This is a genomic window from Oryzisolibacter sp. LB2S, from assembly GCF_040732315.1.
In the GTDB taxonomy this organism is placed as follows: Bacteria; Pseudomonadota; Gammaproteobacteria; order Burkholderiales; family Burkholderiaceae_C; genus Alicycliphilus; species Alicycliphilus soli.
The window spans coordinates 2,577,408-2,593,187 of record NZ_CP160388.1; the positions used below are offsets into that span (position 1 = coordinate 2,577,408).

Here is a 15,780-nt window from a genome sequence, read left to right on the forward strand (position 1 = left end):
TCAGTTGTCCTGTTGGTCTTGCGGCACGGCCACCGTGGCGACCGCATTCATGGGAGCGCCCGATGCCGATGGTTGGGGCGCTTTGTCGTGGCGCGGGTCGGAGTCGAAGACCAGACCGAGCGCATCGGCACGCTGGTTATCGGCGGCGATCTCGCGGTCGATGTCCTCGGCGTCGTAGCCGAAGGCCGAGATGGCTTCCGAGCGAGACAGCAGCCCGGCGCGAATGGCGGTCAGCATCGCGTCGAATTCCTTCTTGGGATCGACCCACTGCCAGCCCTGTGGAATCCATTTGGCGGCGAAGTAATCGCGCTTCCTCTCGGCGAATTTCGGCAACACCAGAGCGCCTTCCAGCGCGGCCTGTTCCATCCACGCACGCCAGATCGGGCGGCACAGCTGGTGGACGATCACGCCATGCTGGATGGCCTCACAGCGGCGGCGAAACTCGAGCAGCCCGGCCCGGATCGACGAGTAATTCACCTGCGTCAGGTCGCCGGTCAGCATTTCGTAGGTGATGCCCATCGCCGCAGCCACCGCCCGAAACTGCATGCGCAGGAATTCGGCATAGCTCGCGCCGACGTCGGCGGGCTGGCTGAACTTCACATCCTCTCCGGGCTCCAGGATCTGCATCGTGCCCGGCTCCAGCCCGGCCAATGCCGCCCCGCTGGCATCCGGCAGGCCTTCACCCATCAGGTTGTCCTCGGGTGAAAGACGCGTGATGAAGCCCGCGAACATGGCCGCCGTCTTCTTGCGCACGAGCTCGGCATCGTCGTACTGGTCGAGTTCATTGAGCTTGACCAGTGCGCGCGCCAGCCACGGTTCGCCCCGGATCTGGCCGGGGCGCAGCGGGCGAAACAGGTGAATGATTTCGCTGGCCGGGACACGCACCGTGTCGAGACCGCCCACCACGCCACCGGTGCCCGACATCGGGGCTAGTGAGCCATCGCCCGGATGCGAGCGATACAGGTGGTAAGCCACCCGCCGTCCGAGCTTGTCGAACTCGATGCCCGCACGGATGACGTTTCCCGAAGCCAACTCCTGATTCAGCGTGGCTGGCATGTGTTCGGGTTCGAGCAACTGCAATTGCAGGCCCACCGGCAGGCCATCCTCCGGGCGGCGATAGCGCAGCCGCACCAGACATTCCCCGCCTTCGAGCATGGCGCGACAGGCCAAGGCCTGCAGCCCGTAGAAATCGGTCAGTCCGGCGGCATCGGCCTCCTCGCACCAGTCCCACCACAGGCTATGAATGGCTTCGCGCAGGGGCTGATCGGCCAGCATGCTCTGCGGCTTGATGCCGGTGCCGATGGCGTTCGAGACAAAGGCTTCAACGCCTGCCGCTGCCCAGGCATTGCGGCGTACCAGATCGCGGCTCTTGGCGCGCAATTCGTTCTGGGTGAACGCCAGTGCTGCGACTACACCGGGATTGCCGACCTGCCACGCCAATGCGCGACGGCCGCCACCGATACCGTCATAGAACGGCGTGCCCCCAAGCAGACTCATGCCGACGCGTTTACGCATTCGGTCAAACCATTGCATGTTCAGAACCCTTTGCCGGTGGTGACCCGGATCTGACGTGGCGCGCCGGGCCACAGTCCGGTGTCCACGGCCTGCTCGAAGAGGTCGCGCTTGACCGCCGCAATGGCGGCCTGGAGTTCATCGACGCTGCGGTACTCGACGGTCTTGTCGCCAAAGGTCACGCGCTTTTCGCCCTTGACCAGCGCCGCTTCCAGTGCGTCGAGGTGTGCTTGTGTGTAGGCCATCAACGGAACACCGTAAGGTTGATTTCGGAGGAGTCGTCGAACGATGCGGACGTGGTGGCGCAACTGACGTCGACGTACTGGGCGGTCTTCTGGTCGGTGCTGGATCGCACGATGGCAATGCGCTGCGTGCCGCTGTTGGTGCTGCTGCGGGCAAGCGCCGTCCAGCAATAGTTGGCGTCGGGCATGGCAACGGCGAAGGTCACGCGGTAGCGGCCCGCCGCCGTCCGGGTCACGCTGGCCACGTTGTGCGATGCGCGCACGACGACCTGCGTGCCGACATAGCCGAAACACACCCACACCCGGGCCACGCCGGGGTGGGTGGCGTCGATCTTGGTCTTGACCTCGAGCCCGACACGACTGGCCAGCGCACTGATGCGCGATGCGAGGCTCATCAGACCAGCGCACCCACAAAGACCGCGACGAAGTCAGTGTCGGTATTGCCGACATCACTGGCCGCGACGGCACCGATGTTGCTGCGTGCCTGAAGTTGCTCGGCCACGGTCAGCGACTGCGCCGCATCGAAGCGCACGCGGTTGTTGACGGCGGCGAGCAGCGCATCCAGACCACTGGTGCCGTTCTGCAGCAGTTGCTGGATTTCCACCAGCGTGTCGTAGGCAGCATCGGCACCGCCCAAGATCTCAGTCTTGAGCGCATCGAGCAGGGAGACGATCTTGTTGGACGAGTACGTTGTCGTGGCCGCGATGTGCGCATCGTCGATCACCGCCGAGGACACCACGGCGGCCTGCAGTTCGTTGATGGCGGCGACCAGATTCGACTTGTCGGTGGTGGTGAGGTTGGCCAGGTTGCCTGCCTTGGCGCGGACGTCGTTGAACTCCTGCGCGACGCGGATGACCAGACTTTCGATACGGGTAGCAAGACTCATGTTTTCTCCTTGAGGTGTCAGGACAGCCAGCGGCTTTTGATCACGCGCCGACCGGTGTTACGGTTGCCAGAAACAGCGAGGCCACCGCGTTGGGTGGCCTCGTTGATCGATTCAGTAGGTGTTTCAAGGGCTGGCGGACTGGCCAGCCCCAGTTGTCGCTCCAGTTCCCGCCAGTGACGTTCCTCGAAGCGATCCAGACCCGCCGCCGATGCAGCCGCGCGGGCGTAGACGTAGCAGTCGAGCGCCTCATTGCGCTCGCGCATCTTTTGCCACTCACGCACCGGGAAGCCGTTGCGGTCGCGGCGGGTGATCAGTTGCTCCGCGCAGAGTTGCTGGATGAACTCGGCGTCGATCTTGGGCAGATGGACGAACCCGGCCGGGAACACCGTGGTCAATCCGTCCTCGCCAACATCTGCGCTCTTGCGCAGGTTGTTGTAGAACTCGAGCTTGGCGATGCTGACCGCCACCGTGTACACCTTGATGCCCCGGCGCAGCTTCTTGCCACCCTGCGAGACATCGATGGCGGTCGGCGTGCCGATCAAGGCTGCACCGCGAGGCACCCCCTTGACCGCCATCACACGCGAATCGCGGCAAGCCCGCACAAAGGCGTAGGCCTCCTGCGTCGCAAAGCCGGTATCCAAGGCAAAGCGCACCAGCGGAATCGCCGCGCCGGAGGCGTGTGTCCAGGTCTCGGCCAGCATTTCAGCGAGGCGCTTCCACACCGTGTCGCGGGCGGTGTCACCCATCAGCACGCGGTGCTCGACCAGCCAGGACTCCTTGCCGCGCCCAAAGGCCCAGACCGACGCCTCGATGCGATCCTTCTGTACGTCGGCCGCGCCGACCAAGAGCAGGCCGCCTTGCGGCACCGTGCCGACGCGGTAGTCCTCTCGGCGCTCGACCAGCCTTTGCCAGTCCGGTGCTTCGCCTTCCTCGACCCAGGTTTCACCCAACTCGGTGTTCTTGAAGGTCTTGATGGCGGCGGCCGATCCCGACTCTTTACTGACTGCGGCTTCCCACGCAGCGGCGATCTCCCGCCACGAGCGCCAGCCAACCGGGCTGTACAGCGATGACAGGTGAAAGCCTGCCGTCTTGCCCGTGCCATCGGTGATCATCGCGCGCCACTCGCCGTGCTCCAGCATCCACGTCTTGTGGTGCTCGGCAATGGCGGTGTCACATGACTCGCAGATGTAGGCGGCGGTCTCCGGTTGCCCTTTGTCCCAACTCAGCTGCTCGAAACGCAGCCACTGCCGGTGCGAGCAATGCGGACACGGCACAAAGTAGCGACGTTGGTCACTGGCCTCGTACTCGCGCTCGATAGCCGATGCCCCTGAGATCGTCGGCGTCGAGACGATGAAGATCTTGCGCCGCGCGAAGGTGCGGGTGCGAGCCTCGGCCAGCGAGATCGCATCGCCTTCACCCTCGACGTCCAACGGATAGCCGTCGACCTCGTCGAGAAACAGATACCGCACCGGCATCGAGCGCAGCCCGACCGCGCTGTTGGCACCGGTCATCACCAGCACGCCACCCCGGAACTCCTTGGCCAGGATGGTGTTGCCGGAATCCCGGCTGCGCGCCGGTGCAATTAGTTCAGCCAGTGCGGACGACTCCTCGATCAGCGGATCGATCCGCTGCTTGGAGTTGCGCTTGGCCATCTCCACGGTCGGCCACACCGCCATCATTGGCCCGGGTGCGTGATGGATCACATAGCCGATCCAGTTCGATCCCATCTCGGTCGCGCCAAGCTGCGCCGCTTTCATGAACACCACACGCTCGACCGGCGAGGTCGGCGACAGGCAGTCCATGATTGCCTTCAGGTACGGCGTGCGGCTGGTACGCCAGCGCCCGGGCTCGGCAGATGCCTTGCTGGAGAGCATTCGGTGGCGATCCGACCATTCGGACACGGTCAGCAGCGGGTCGGGCGTCAGTCCTTCGCGCCACGCGCGTTCAATCTCAGCAGCGCCTTCGTAGTCCATGTCCATCAATCCACCCTCGGGCGCATCTCGCCCAGCTCCTGCAGGTGCTCACGCACCGCCGCCTCCAAGGCGATGTGCATCGTGTGGGGATCGACGCCGAGCTTGGCTGCCATCTGTGCCGAGATGCGTGCGGGCCAGTTGAGCCAGGCATCGCGTTCGGAGCGCGCCAGCTTGAAAACATGGGCGATGGCCTGCGGCCGATCCACCAGCTCGCCCTTGAGGCGGGCCAGACGCACCTTGTTGGTTTGCGCCTTGACCACTTCGTTGACCGTCCGCGCTTGCAGCAAGGACGTTCCACCTACTGGTAATGCTGCTTGTCCATCTCCTGTAGGTCCGCTGGACTCCGGGACTGCGACCTTGACAGCGCGGGTGGCCGTGCCATTGCGCGGCGCATCGGAATTGCGCGCCCACTCGCGGTCGACGCGCTCGGCATCAATCGTTCCGTCTGCCTCCGGCGTGATCCGCCCAGCAGCGATGGCCTTGCGCACCGCTGCATCGGACACCCCTCGGTGGCGTGCGTAGGCACGAATCGAAATACCCATATTTCCCCTTCGGGGCACCTTCAATCATTTGTTCGTCATTCATGCGGATTGAGCTTGGCTTCCATCTGGAACAGCGCGTTCATACGTTCGTCATCAACACCATGAAAGGACACGGACATGAGCAAGCTCGAACAACTCCTGACCCAGATCGCGCAAAACAAGCTGGGCATCGAAACCCTGGAAACCCGCCGCTCGGACAGCCTCGATTTCCACGATGTAGCGGTCTGGTGCCTACGCGATGCGCTTGAAGCCGCCTTCAACGCGGGTCTCGAGCAGGGGCGCAATGCCAACCCGTCAGACAAGGCCAATACCTGATTGCGAAGTGAAGAAGCCAAGCAGAAAGCGCTTGGCTTCACTTGGGAACAGCGCGTTCATCACATCACCGTCCACCACATCGAAGGAGCAAAACATGACCACCACCCAACTGACCCCTGCCCAGCACGCGATCCTGGCCCATGCGGTTGAACACACCAGCGGCAAGATCGACTGGTTCCCCGACAACATCAAAGGCGGCGCACGCAAGAAGGTGCTCGACGGACTTTTCAACCGCGCACTGATCACCACCGACGGCACCGACTGGTTTGTCGCTGCGGAGGGCTACGACGCCCTGGGCATTCCGCGTCCCGACGTGAACAGGAAGGGCATCGGTCAGTTCGAAGCCAATCTCGACCGGATCATCGCCAACGCTGAAGGGGCGCCTGCGGCCGCGAGCGATCCCGAACTGGAAGCGGCCGTAACCGCCGCCGAAGCAACGTGGGTCAAGCCGCGCACCCGCGAGAACAGCAAGCAGGCCGAAGTGATCCGGATGCTGCAACGCCCCGAGGGCGCAACCATCGGCCAGATCTGCACCGCCACCGGTTGGCAGGCGCACACGGTGCGCGGCACCTTTGCCGGAGCCTTCAAGAAAAAACTTGGCCTGACCATCGTCTCGGACAAGCCGCAGGGTGGCGAGCGGATCTACCGCATCGCCTGAAAGCGAGCACAGCGAGTTTCGGCAAAGCCAAAAAGACGGCGAGAGGAGCCATGAATAGCTTGGCTTCTCTCCCCACCAGCGCGTTCATACAGATGTCGTGATTGACGACGCCATACCAGGAAAACCGCCATGAGCACCATGACCATCACCATCGAACGCACCCCACGCACCCTGCAGTTCGCAGGTCAAAGCCTCCAGGTCGAAGAGTTGAGTATCCGCCTGCCGTTTGCACGCAAACCTGCCGACCTCGGCGAACTGGGCGGTCGCGGCCAGCACAAGGTCTACGTCACCGAGACCAAGGAGCTCACCCCTGCCGAATTCGACGCCTTTGGGCGCAGCCTGCTGGTGTCACGCGACTGGCTGCGTGGCAAGGGTGGCGGCACTGGCGACGGCTACCTCTGCGTCGAGGTCACTGCTCCCGGACGCCCTTACCTCTACGTCAATCCCGAGGGCGGTGATTACGCCCGCTACGTAGCCCGTTTCGGGTGATCGAAATTGATCGAGAAAGAAGCCAGGAACAGCTTGGCTTCTCAATCGAACAGCGCGTTACTACAGGTGTCGCAACGATCAACCCGGAGAAGACACCATGACCACCAACCAGATCCCCACCACCCAGAACGAAGCCTGGGGTTTTTGGGGCACGATGAACGAACACGCCAGCGCCGCATGGCCCCTGGCCATGAACGCCATTTCGGACGCCACCCACCAGCCCCTCGAATCGGTGCGGACCTTCCTCGACAGTCGCCACGGACGCCACTTTGCCGACGACGTCCAGAACGGTTTGTACCAAGGCCAAGTCTTGCAGGATGCGATCAACGCCGCCACCCAACGTTGGATGGGCTGGACGATTGGCCGCCAGACCAGCAAGCAGTACGGCATCCCGCGCGGCCTGCCTTACCTGACTGGCTTTGTGATCCACTGCGAAATCTGCGAAGAGATGGCTGCCTGATGAAAACGCCCGCCAACGAACGGGAGCAGGCGCTGCGTTGGCTGATTGCCAACCGGCGTCCAGACGTCTCCATCGAGCAGGCTGTGCGCGTGATGTGCACGGCACTGCCGCGCGATCTCACCACGATGCAAATCCTGCGGCGCATCGCCGAGGAAGAAGAGGCCAAGCGGCTCGGCCAGCCATTCAACTGGCGCACAATTCCTGGTCCGCTGCCTCGCGGATAGCCGTCTGGCCGGTGAAATCCTCCCACCGGCGCACGATCACGTCCACATACTTCGGGTCGAGTTCGATCAGCCGCGCGATGCGGCCTGACTTTTCGGCCGCAATCAACGTTGTGCCAGAACCACCGAACGGATCGAGCACCACGTTCCCCGGGCGGCTCGAATTGCGGATGGCTCGCTCGACCAGCTCCACCGGCTTCATCGTCGGATGCAGATCGTTCTTCTGCGGCTTCTTGATAGCCCACACATCACCCTGATCGCGGTCACCACACCAGTGGCGTTGCGCACCCTCGGGCCATCCGTACAAGATCGGTTCGTACTGGCGTTGGTAGTCGGCGCGGCCTAACGTGAAGGTGTTCTTGGCCCAGATGATGAACGTCGACCACTTTCCACCGGCGGCGCGAAAGGCGGCCTGCAGCACATCCAGCTCGCTGGATGACATCGCCACATAGATGCCGCCCCGGCAGTTCGCCACGGAGGGCGTCAATGCTGCCAGCAGGAAGTCGTAGAAACCGTCACCCAGGTTGTCGTTCAGGATCGCGCGATCCTTGCCGCGCATCTTGTCCTTGGCACTGTTGGCGTAGTTCACGTTGTACGGCGGGTCGGTGAAGACCATGTCTGCCACGTCGCCTTGCATCAGCCGGGCATAGCTCTCTGCCACGGTCGAGTCGCCGCACAGCAGTCGGTGCTGGCCCATGATCCAGACATCGCCCGGGCGCGAGATGGGTGTCTCGCCAACCTCCGGTACCGCGTCCTCATCGGTCTGACCCTCGTTGTCCGGCTCGTCGCCCGCGATAAGTTCGGCCAGCGCGTCGGCGTCGAAGCCGGTGATGTCCAGATCGAAACCTTCCAGCTGCAAGGCCTCAAGTTCGATCCGTAACATCGCGTCATCCCAGCCAGCGTTCTCCGCGATGCGGTTGTCTGCGATGACCAAGGCGCGGCGCTGGGTCGGGCTCAGGTGATCCAGTACGACCACGGGCACGATTTCCAGCCCGAGTTTCTGCGCAGCGGCCAAGCGGCCATGCCCAGCGACGATGATGCCGTCACTGCCTGCAAGGATCGGATTGGTGAAGCCAAACTCGGCAATCGATGCGGCGATCTGCGCCACCTGATCATCCGAGTGCGTCCGCGCATTGCGGGCATAGGGCAGCAGTTTGGCTGTCGGCCACTGCTCGATCTTGTCGGCCAGCCAGTTCATGCCGCCACCTCCATTTCGCGTTCAGTGGCGATCTCGTCGAAAGATTGGCCGGTGGCGATCAGCGTGACCGGCACGCCGGGGTGGTTTTGCTGAAAGCGCTTGATGGCCACGTCCACGTACTCCGGCGCAATCTCGACGCTGCGACAAATGCGGCCAGTGCGCTGCGCGGCCAGCATCGTCGTGCCACTGCCGCCGAACGGCTCGAACACGATGTCTCCGGCGTCTGTGTAGGACTCGATGGCGAACTCCGGCAACGCCACGGGGAACACGGCCGGGTGATCAATGTCCTGCCCGATCTTGCCCTTGTGACGCATCACACGGATCACCGAGTCGGGGATTCGGGTGTCCTGCGTCGGCTGACCCTTGTGCGTCCAGCCGCCGACCTCGCCATCCTTACCGCGCATCGCAGTGGACGACCCGTCAGCGCGCAGGTGCGATTCCTGGCCCGCATGCTTGCAAGGCACGATCTTGTTGGGTTTGCGGGTGCTGCGATTGAAGTGGAAGACAAACTCGAAGCTGGGAGCCAATCGGCCCTGCCAGTCGCCGGGCATGCCTGGCCCCTGATCCCATACGTACCACGCGAAGCGCCGCCACCCTTGCTGACGCATCCAGGACAGCCAGCCGTCCCAATAGGGGATGACTTCGTTGTCGCGGTGGATCAGCCCAAGATTGACCAGCACTTGTCCGTCGCCCGCCATCGGCAGATGTGCGAACACACCGCGCATCAGTGCATCCCAATCGGCAATGCCGCCGGAGGTGTAGTCGCGCTGGTTGCCATACGGCGGCGAGGTGAAGCAAAGCTGCGCGGTGTCACCCTGCATCAGCGTGGCGACCACGGCTGGGTCGGTGGCGTCGCCACAGATCAAGCGGTGCGAGCCGATGGCCCAGACATCTCCCTCGCGCGACACCGCCACCACTGGCGTGTCAGGTACGTCATCGGTCGTATCGGGTTCATCGGCGTTTGCACCATCCTGCGCCGCCGGTTCACCTTCAGTCGACGGGGCATCTGCCAGCAGCGCATCGATCTCGATGTTCTCGAAGCCGGTCAGCGCCAGTTCGAAACCCGCTTCGGAAAGCTCCGCCATTTCGAGCGCCAACATCTCCTCATCCCACCCAGCGTCAAGCGCCAGTCGGTTGTCGGCGATGACCAAGGCGCGCTTTTGCGCGGTGGTGAGATGGGCCAGTTCGATCACCGGCACCTGATCCAGCCCCAGCTTGCGTGCAGCAGCCAAACGACCATGGCCCGCGATGATGCCGTTGTCGCCATCAACCAGTACCGGGTTCGTCCAGCCGTATTCAACGATGCTGGCGGCGATCTTGGTGACTTGCGCCTCGGAATGTGTGCGCGGGTTGCGGGCGTAGGGAATCAGCGCCTCGACCTTGCGGTACTCGACGTTGAGCGTATTCAAAGATGGTGTCCTGAAAATAGAAAACCCGCCGACGACAACCGTGGGCGGGTTTTGGGGTTGGTGTGAACTGACGGGGTGCGAACTGCGAACCGTGCGAACCTTGGTTCGCACCCTGACGCTAAAAAAGCGCCGCGCTGTCGCCCCCCGCATTGGCTTTTGGCCGGGAAGGACCCGTTGATTTCTGGTCTGCTTCCTCTGCCGTCACCTCTGTCCAGACGATAGATGAATACTACGCAAGATCAGGTCGTTTTGTTGCAGGGGTAAAAACCGCTGATTGCCGCGTGATGGCGCACATCCCCGACCATACGCGCCAAATCACGCCAAAACCCTACGCGACCACCACACCATTGAGTTGATCTGCGACCGTCTGCAATGCCCGCTGCCAATGCCGCCATGCCGTCGTGCGGTCGCAGGCAAAGCGGATCGTGATATCCCGCCAGCCATAGCGCTTCGCGCGCATCCATACGAGATGACGTTGCTCGATGGTGAGCCACTGCACCCAGCGCATAACCTCCAGCATTCGTTCAATTGCCTCTGGACTCGGCGGAAAGGATCGGTACACCCTCTCGTCCGCTGCAAAGGTCTCCCATTCGCTTCGGACAATGGCGGGCCAGCAGTTGAAGTAACCCTGCACTCGAACAGGAGGCAACCGTCGACTGGTGCTTGCGGCCTCTTCAAACCGAGCAGCAACGTCCTCGATAGTCCACTTAGTCATTGCGTCGCCCTCCGTAGAGCCGGTCACCGATGCGTCGCACGATCTCGCGCTCGATGAAGTCCAGACGTTCGTCGGATGCGTTGACCACCAGGATGTGTTGGTCACGCCAGTCACGTTCCTTGATCGCATCCAGATCCGTGGCCTGAGGTTGCAGACGACCCAGGGGGGAGCGGTATTGGGGTGTCGGCACCTTCATGTCACACCTCCTGCGTCTCGACAGCCCAGTGCAGCAAGGCCAGGGCGTCGGCTTCGTTGTCGTCGACTGGGGTGTGACCACGCAGGCGGACGGACGCGATCATGTCGTCCTTGCCCGCGTTGCCCTTGCCGGTCGTGTGCTTCTTGATCGTGCCGACCGGAACACCCTGGTAAGGGATGTTGTGATGCTCACACCACGCGGTCAGGTGTCCCATGAAGCCACCGTAGGCGTGCGCCGCATCAACGCCAGCGTGCCGTCGAACCTCCTCGAAGAACACCGCGTTGATGTGGTTGCTGGCCGAGAGCAATTCGTTGAGCCAGCGTTTGAAACGAAGGAAACGCATGCCGCCCCCTTCAAATCGCTGCGGCTTGAAGTGCTCCGTGCCGCTGGTGATAGTGCCGTCCAGGTGCAGCAAAGCCCACCCGGTGTGTGTGCCCAGATCAAGGGCCAAGATTGTCGTGTTCATCGTCGTGCTCCAGTTCGGGGGCGAGTGACGGATGCGACGGGTTCATTGGAAAACAGCCCTTACGTGCGCGCACGCGTAGCGCGTCAATCAGGAAACCCGTCAAATCCGTCACTCGCCCGGATTGCTCAGTCATCTCGGTAGGGGTAGCCATGGCTGTACGGCTTGGGCCTGAGGGCTATGCCCGTGATCCCACGTGCGCCCCCGGTCAGCCGACACTTCTCGAACTTGCGGGCCGCCATCAGTTCGGAGAAGCGCTTGACCGAGCCCACGTACTCACCCGCGCGCTCGGCCCATTCACGCCAGTCGGCGAACAATTCGGAAACGCCTTCGCGGTGGGTCTTGGCCAGCAGGCAACGCTCTTCGATCCACTGCCCGAGCGCGTCCTCGGCCTCGAAATACTCCTCAGTCGCCGACACCACACTGGCGGGTGGCTTCAGTCCGTGGCGTTGCCAAAGGCTGCAGCCCTCGACCGCCCACGCCAGAATGCCGTCCCGTTCCTTGAGCAGCTTTTCGGTCAGCCTGCCGTCACGCCGTTCGGGCGGGATCGTCACCGTGAACGGGATCAGGTGCAGTCGCCGCTTCATCGCCTCATCCACGTTGCGGATCGATGGCTTGTGGTTGCCTGCGATCACCAACTTGAACTGCGGTACGTACTCGAAGAAGTCCTGGCGCATGAAACGCGCAGACACCTTGTCGCCACCGGTGATGGCCTTGACCTTGGATTCGTTCCAACGCCGACCCTGTTCGGTTTCGATGGATGACACAAAGCGTGCGCCGCGCAGGCCCGCCAGATCGGTCGGATGCCGGTCGGTGCGCGCCTCCATGAACGTGTCCATCGGCGCGTTGGCCGCGTAGTCGCCCAAGATGGTGGTCAAGACGTTGACGAACACCGACTTGCCGTTCGCGCCGGTCCCGTACAGGAAGAACAGCGCGTGCTCGCTGGTCACGCCCGTCAGGCAGTAGCCGACCATCAGTTGCAGATAGGCAATCAGTTCGGCGTCGCCGCCTGTGACATCGGCCAGGAATGCGCGCCACGTCGGACTGTCGCCCTGCGGTGTGGCCGTGGTCACCTTGGTCATCCGGTCATCGCGCCGGTGCGGTCGCATGCGGCCCGTGCGCAGATCAACCACACCGCCTGGTGTGTTGAGCGCCCAGACGTCGGCATCCCACTCCTCGGCGGTGGACGCGTGCTTGGGATCGGAGCGTGCGATTTTCTCGACGGACGAGATCGTGGCGGAGCTGGCCAGCTTGCCTGTGAGCCGAGGGCTGTCCGCCTTGAGTGACGCCATCCGGCAGATACCGCGCGCCAGATGAGACACATAGAGCACCTGATCCGGATTCCAGCGCACGCCGGTCCAGACCAGCCATTTGCCCCAAAGCGCGCAGTAGCGCCAGTCCTCTCCATAGCGGCGTGTGAAGGCCGAGGACAAGCCGTCCTCCGTAGTCCAGTCGACACCGGTCAGCAGATCCGGTGGTGGCGTCTCCTCGACCGACCGCATCACCGGCATCCGCTCGCCGACGGCGAGGAAGCCCCTCACATCGAAGCCGTCCGGAATGGCGTCAGCCGCATCCCATCCTTCCGGCTTGTCATCGGGTGGCACCAGGATGGCGACCGTGGTCGCACCCGCGTTCAGGATTGCTTGCGATGCACGGTCAGCGTAATCCCAGCCTGGCGCGTCCCGGTCAGGCCAGATCAGCACGGATTTGCCCGCCAGCGGCGACCAGTCGGTCTTATCGACGGGAGCGTTTGCGCCATGCATGGCCGTGGTTGCCACCACGCCGATGGCGATCAGGGCCTGCGCACACTTCTCGCCCTCGACCAGCACAACGTGACCAGCGGCCGCCAGCCCCGGCTGGTTGTACAGCGGGCGCGGATCGGGCGGAGTCATCTTGCGCCGCTTGGCATCCCACGGCCGGAACTCCTTCTTGCGCCCGGGTGGGTCGTAGCGGTACACGACCGCAATCAGTTTGCCGGTGGCATCGAAGTAGTCCCACTTGGCCGTGGCCGGGCCGAGATCATCAACCGGAGCTTCCTTCTTGGCGCGGCGTACCGGCACTGATCGCGAACGACCGAGCAGATCAGCTGCCTCGTCGAGCACCCGGGGAAAGTCGGTGTGGACGTTGGCCCCGAGGTAGGCGGCGATCAAGGCAAAGATGTCACCGCCATCGCCCGTGGCACGATCCGTCCAGAGACCAGCCTTGTCGCCTTCGAGTACCACCTCAAGGCTGTCGCCCGGGCTGCCCAGGATGTCCCCGATCAGAAACTTGCCACGACGCTTCTTTCCTGCCGGAAACATCGTGGTCAGGACTGATTCCATGCGTGCGATCAGTTCAGTGCGAATCTCGTCCCGCTCGCTGTCATTGACGTTGCGCCGGCCCGTTTCTCCCGGTGGTGATGTGTCATTGAAATCAAGCATCGGCACCACCCTCGTGTGACGTCTGCTGCGCAGCGATCCAGGCTTCCAGCTCGTTGGGTTTGAAGCGAACCAATTTGCCAACGCGGTAATGCGGAATGCGACGCTCCTGTCGCTCCTTGGCTTGTGAGAGCCAATACGACGGCAGATTGAACATCAGTGCAGCCTGGCGCACGTCGATCAGCTGCTCGCCCAGTACGTGATTCAAATTCGAGGTATTCATGCTTGTGTCCTCCAGCAGCGGTCTTGCCACGCGCACATCCGGCATTCAAAGTGGGTCGAGTCATGGAAGGCGCGCGGCAGGAGCTCTCCCGCCTCGGTCGCCGTGATGACCTTGACCGCCCGATCCGACATGCGTTGGGCCAGTGCTGCGTCAAAGGGCACGAGCTCGGTGTAGATCTCCATCGTGTCGGCGTTGAGTGCCGTGAAGATCGCCGGGTGCTCGTGCAGTTCGAGATAGGCTTGGTAGATCGCCACTTGCGCGGCATAGACGGGCTTGGAGAGAGTCAGGCCCTTCTTGTCCAGATCGCTCCAGGACTTGTTGCCGAGACACTTACATTCCCAGAGCGCGGGATAGGCGAAGCCATCGGGGCCGCCGACGATGACGCCGTCGATGTGGCCCTGCAGGCGGCCATCGGCCACCGAGAAGCCGAACTGCTCGCCGTCGGCCTTGCGGGTGCGCAGGTCGAAGCCCGCGTCCCGGAGCCACGCGACCATACAGTCCTCCATGACATGGCCGCGCTCGAAGATGCGCAACATTCGGCCCGGGGTGTCACGCCCGTGGTCGATGGGTGCCTTGGCGTACTCGAACTGCAGCGCGCGTTCACAGGCCACGCCGAGACGTGAGGCCCCGAGGTACTGACGCTCGGACTGGCGAGCACGGGCTTGCTGCATGCCCGTATCCACCAGGCAGGTGACCCGACCGGAGATGCTTGATGTGGAGTTGAAGTCGATCATGGCTTCTTCCCCTTCGGCTCTTCCCAGGGCAGGTCGTCCTCCAGATCCGCGAACGGGTTGGCCAGAGGGTCGGGCGCAGGCGTCATGCCGCGTACCGGCGGATACTTGCTCGCCTCGTGGTGCGCCACCATTGCCTCGGTGTAGCAAGTGACGATGGCGTCGATCACTTGCAGCGCCTCGGCTTCGGAGTAGTCGCCCAGCGGCTTGGTGAAGCCAATCTCGCCCGCGGCCTCGCCGAAGGCCTTGAGGCACCTCTTCATCGCGGCCAGTTCGACATCAGACGGATCGATCATGACGACCTCCTTGCTGTCGACGCGACCTTCCTTGACCCGCAGCCAGTTGCCGTACAGCGCGTGAAACGCGTTTTGGCAGCGTTGCGAGCAGAACACCCAGTCGATGGGATAGCGCCGGGGATGGCCGACACCGTGACGGTTGTCGGTGTGGCCGAACCCCCGGGCCTGTCGTTTGCAGACCCAGCATTTCATCGGCCTCCCTCACTGCGCCCACGACGGCTTGCCCGTCACGGGTGCGCGTTGCGGAGCCGGTGCCTGATACGCAGGCGCAGCCGCCTGCGCCGGAGCGCCGGAATGTCCGCTGCCCGGAGCCTTGGGCGGCACACCCATCAGTTTTGCGTAGTCGGGGTGATCAGGCTCGACCGCGATCTTGACCACGTTCCGGTCTTGGCCCTTGCCATCCTTCTCAATGTCCACGCGCGCCAGAAACTCCAGGCCATCCAGTTCATGAAAACCTTGGATGCGGCGCGCGGCGGCGGCCTGCGGGCTGTTGTCCTGGGGGTGGACGTTGCGGGCGCTGTTGAGCGCGGCGCGGATGAAACTTCGCCCCATCTGACCCCAGGTCGGCCCTTTCTTGGAGTGCAGGCCGATGTTGCTCCACATCTTGCGCTTGGCATGGTCGCCAGCCGTGACGACAAACTCGGCGGCGAGGTAGACAGAGCCGGTTTCGAAGGATTCGGTGGCGTAGCCGCCGCCCCAACCTTGTTCCGGATCGTCATAGCCACCGGGCTTGATGGTCATGCGCACTGGCACGACAGCACCCTTGGGGATCAGATCAAAGCCCGACTGTTGGGGATCGGCATCTTGGAAATCAAAATAGTTGGACGACATGGC

The 15,780-nt window shown here is 63.3% G+C and carries 21 protein-coding genes; 5 read left to right on the forward strand and 16 right to left on the reverse strand.

Annotated elements, in window-relative coordinates:
• From ABUE11_RS12215 to ABUE11_RS12240, 6 genes are read right to left on the reverse strand one after another with little or no spacing between them, the layout of a single operon-like run.
• Complete coding sequence (locus ABUE11_RS12215) at positions 1-1,533, reverse strand: phage portal protein (RefSeq protein ID WP_088861513.1); 1,533 nt, start codon at positions 1,531-1,533, stop codon at positions 1-3.
• A 2-nt stretch (positions 1,534-1,535) separates the two neighbouring features.
• Positions 1,536-1,757 carry a phage head-tail joining protein gene (locus ABUE11_RS12220; protein WP_009521720.1) on the reverse strand — a complete coding sequence of 74 codons (222 nt, stop codon included), beginning with the start codon at positions 1,755-1,757 and terminating at the stop codon, positions 1,536-1,538.
• Entirely contained in the window at positions 1,757-2,149 is a 393-nt protein-coding gene (locus ABUE11_RS12225; protein WP_088861514.1) for a hypothetical protein, read from the reverse strand. Before ABUE11_RS12225 ends, ABUE11_RS12220 begins: the two co-directional genes overlap by 1 nt.
• Entirely contained in the window at positions 2,149-2,640 is a 492-nt protein-coding gene (locus tag ABUE11_RS12230; RefSeq protein ID WP_088861515.1) for a hypothetical protein, read from the reverse strand. Before ABUE11_RS12230 ends, ABUE11_RS12225 begins: the two co-directional genes overlap by 1 nt.
• Before the next feature lie 17 nt (positions 2,641-2,657).
• Positions 2,658-4,619: a phage terminase large subunit family protein gene (locus tag ABUE11_RS12235; RefSeq protein WP_088861516.1), complete on the reverse strand. Its 1,962-nt coding sequence runs from the start codon at positions 4,617-4,619 to the stop codon at positions 2,658-2,660.
• Positions 4,619-5,155: an elements of external origin gene (locus ABUE11_RS12240; protein ID WP_088861517.1), complete on the reverse strand. Its 537-nt coding sequence runs from the start codon at positions 5,153-5,155 to the stop codon at positions 4,619-4,621. Before ABUE11_RS12240 ends, ABUE11_RS12235 begins: the two co-directional genes overlap by 1 nt.
• A 117-nt stretch (positions 5,156-5,272) precedes the next feature.
• Here ABUE11_RS12240 and ABUE11_RS12245 point away from each other — a divergent pair, with 117 nt between their 5' ends.
• From ABUE11_RS12245 to ABUE11_RS12265, 5 genes are all read left to right on the forward strand, one after another.
• A complete protein-coding gene (locus ABUE11_RS12245) occupies positions 5,273-5,470 on the forward strand; it encodes a hypothetical protein (protein ID WP_055451284.1) in 198 nt (65 codons plus the stop codon).
• A gap of 94 nt (positions 5,471-5,564) precedes the next feature.
• Entirely contained in the window at positions 5,565-6,128 is a 564-nt protein-coding gene (locus tag ABUE11_RS12250) for a DUF3489 domain-containing protein (RefSeq protein ID WP_088861518.1), read from the forward strand.
• A 129-nt stretch (positions 6,129-6,257) separates the two neighbouring features.
• The gene (locus tag ABUE11_RS12255) at positions 6,258-6,617 is read left to right on the forward strand and encodes a hypothetical protein (protein ID WP_088861519.1); all 360 of its coding nucleotides are present in this window, start codon (positions 6,258-6,260) and stop codon (positions 6,615-6,617) included.
• A gap of 97 nt (positions 6,618-6,714) precedes the next feature.
• Positions 6,715-7,077 carry a hypothetical protein gene (locus tag ABUE11_RS12260; protein WP_088861520.1) on the forward strand — a complete coding sequence of 121 codons (363 nt, stop codon included), beginning with the start codon at positions 6,715-6,717 and terminating at the stop codon, positions 7,075-7,077.
• The gene (locus ABUE11_RS12265) at positions 7,077-7,301 is read left to right on the forward strand and encodes a hypothetical protein (RefSeq protein WP_088861521.1); all 225 of its coding nucleotides are present in this window, start codon (positions 7,077-7,079) and stop codon (positions 7,299-7,301) included. Before ABUE11_RS12260 ends, ABUE11_RS12265 begins: the two co-directional genes overlap by 1 nt.
• Here ABUE11_RS12265 and ABUE11_RS12270 read toward each other — a convergent pair.
• From ABUE11_RS12270 to ABUE11_RS12315, 10 genes are all read right to left on the reverse strand, one after another.
• Complete coding sequence (locus tag ABUE11_RS12270; RefSeq protein ID WP_088861522.1) at positions 7,261-8,496, reverse strand: site-specific DNA-methyltransferase; 1,236 nt, start codon at positions 8,494-8,496, stop codon at positions 7,261-7,263. The two genes, ABUE11_RS12265 and ABUE11_RS12270, sit on opposite strands and share 41 nt — an antisense overlap.
• Positions 8,493-9,905: a site-specific DNA-methyltransferase gene (locus tag ABUE11_RS12275; RefSeq protein ID WP_088861523.1), complete on the reverse strand. Its 1,413-nt coding sequence runs from the start codon at positions 9,903-9,905 to the stop codon at positions 8,493-8,495. Before ABUE11_RS12275 ends, ABUE11_RS12270 begins: the two co-directional genes overlap by 4 nt.
• Positions 9,906-10,233: 328 nt before the next feature.
• Complete coding sequence (locus ABUE11_RS12280) at positions 10,234-10,620, reverse strand: DUF6362 family protein (RefSeq protein WP_088862016.1); 387 nt, start codon at positions 10,618-10,620, stop codon at positions 10,234-10,236.
• Positions 10,613-10,816, reverse strand: a complete 204-nt coding sequence (locus ABUE11_RS12285; protein ID WP_367065528.1) for a hypothetical protein — start codon at positions 10,814-10,816, stop codon at positions 10,613-10,615. Before ABUE11_RS12285 ends, ABUE11_RS12280 begins: the two co-directional genes overlap by 8 nt.
• Position 10,817: 1 nt before the next feature.
• Complete coding sequence (locus ABUE11_RS12290; RefSeq protein WP_088861525.1) at positions 10,818-11,282, reverse strand: crossover junction endodeoxyribonuclease RuvC; 465 nt, start codon at positions 11,280-11,282, stop codon at positions 10,818-10,820.
• Between the two features lie 125 nt (positions 11,283-11,407).
• Positions 11,408-13,699: a phage/plasmid primase, P4 family gene (locus tag ABUE11_RS12295; protein WP_088861526.1), complete on the reverse strand. Its 2,292-nt coding sequence runs from the start codon at positions 13,697-13,699 to the stop codon at positions 11,408-11,410.
• Positions 13,692-13,919: a helix-turn-helix domain-containing protein gene (locus tag ABUE11_RS12300; RefSeq protein WP_024958067.1), complete on the reverse strand. Its 228-nt coding sequence runs from the start codon at positions 13,917-13,919 to the stop codon at positions 13,692-13,694. Before ABUE11_RS12300 ends, ABUE11_RS12295 begins: the two co-directional genes overlap by 8 nt.
• Positions 13,916-14,653 (reverse strand): hypothetical protein, encoded by a 738-nt coding sequence (locus ABUE11_RS12305; protein ID WP_088861527.1) that lies wholly within the window; start codon positions 14,651-14,653, stop codon positions 13,916-13,918. Before ABUE11_RS12305 ends, ABUE11_RS12300 begins: the two co-directional genes overlap by 4 nt.
• The gene (locus tag ABUE11_RS12310) at positions 14,650-15,138 is read right to left on the reverse strand and encodes a DUF6511 domain-containing protein (RefSeq protein ID WP_088861528.1); all 489 of its coding nucleotides are present in this window, start codon (positions 15,136-15,138) and stop codon (positions 14,650-14,652) included. Before ABUE11_RS12310 ends, ABUE11_RS12305 begins: the two co-directional genes overlap by 4 nt.
• A gap of 9 nt (positions 15,139-15,147) precedes the next feature.
• Positions 15,148-15,777, reverse strand: coding sequence for a hypothetical protein (locus ABUE11_RS12315; RefSeq protein WP_088861529.1), 630 nt, complete (start codon positions 15,775-15,777; stop codon positions 15,148-15,150).
• Positions 15,778-15,780 lie beyond the last annotated feature (3 nt).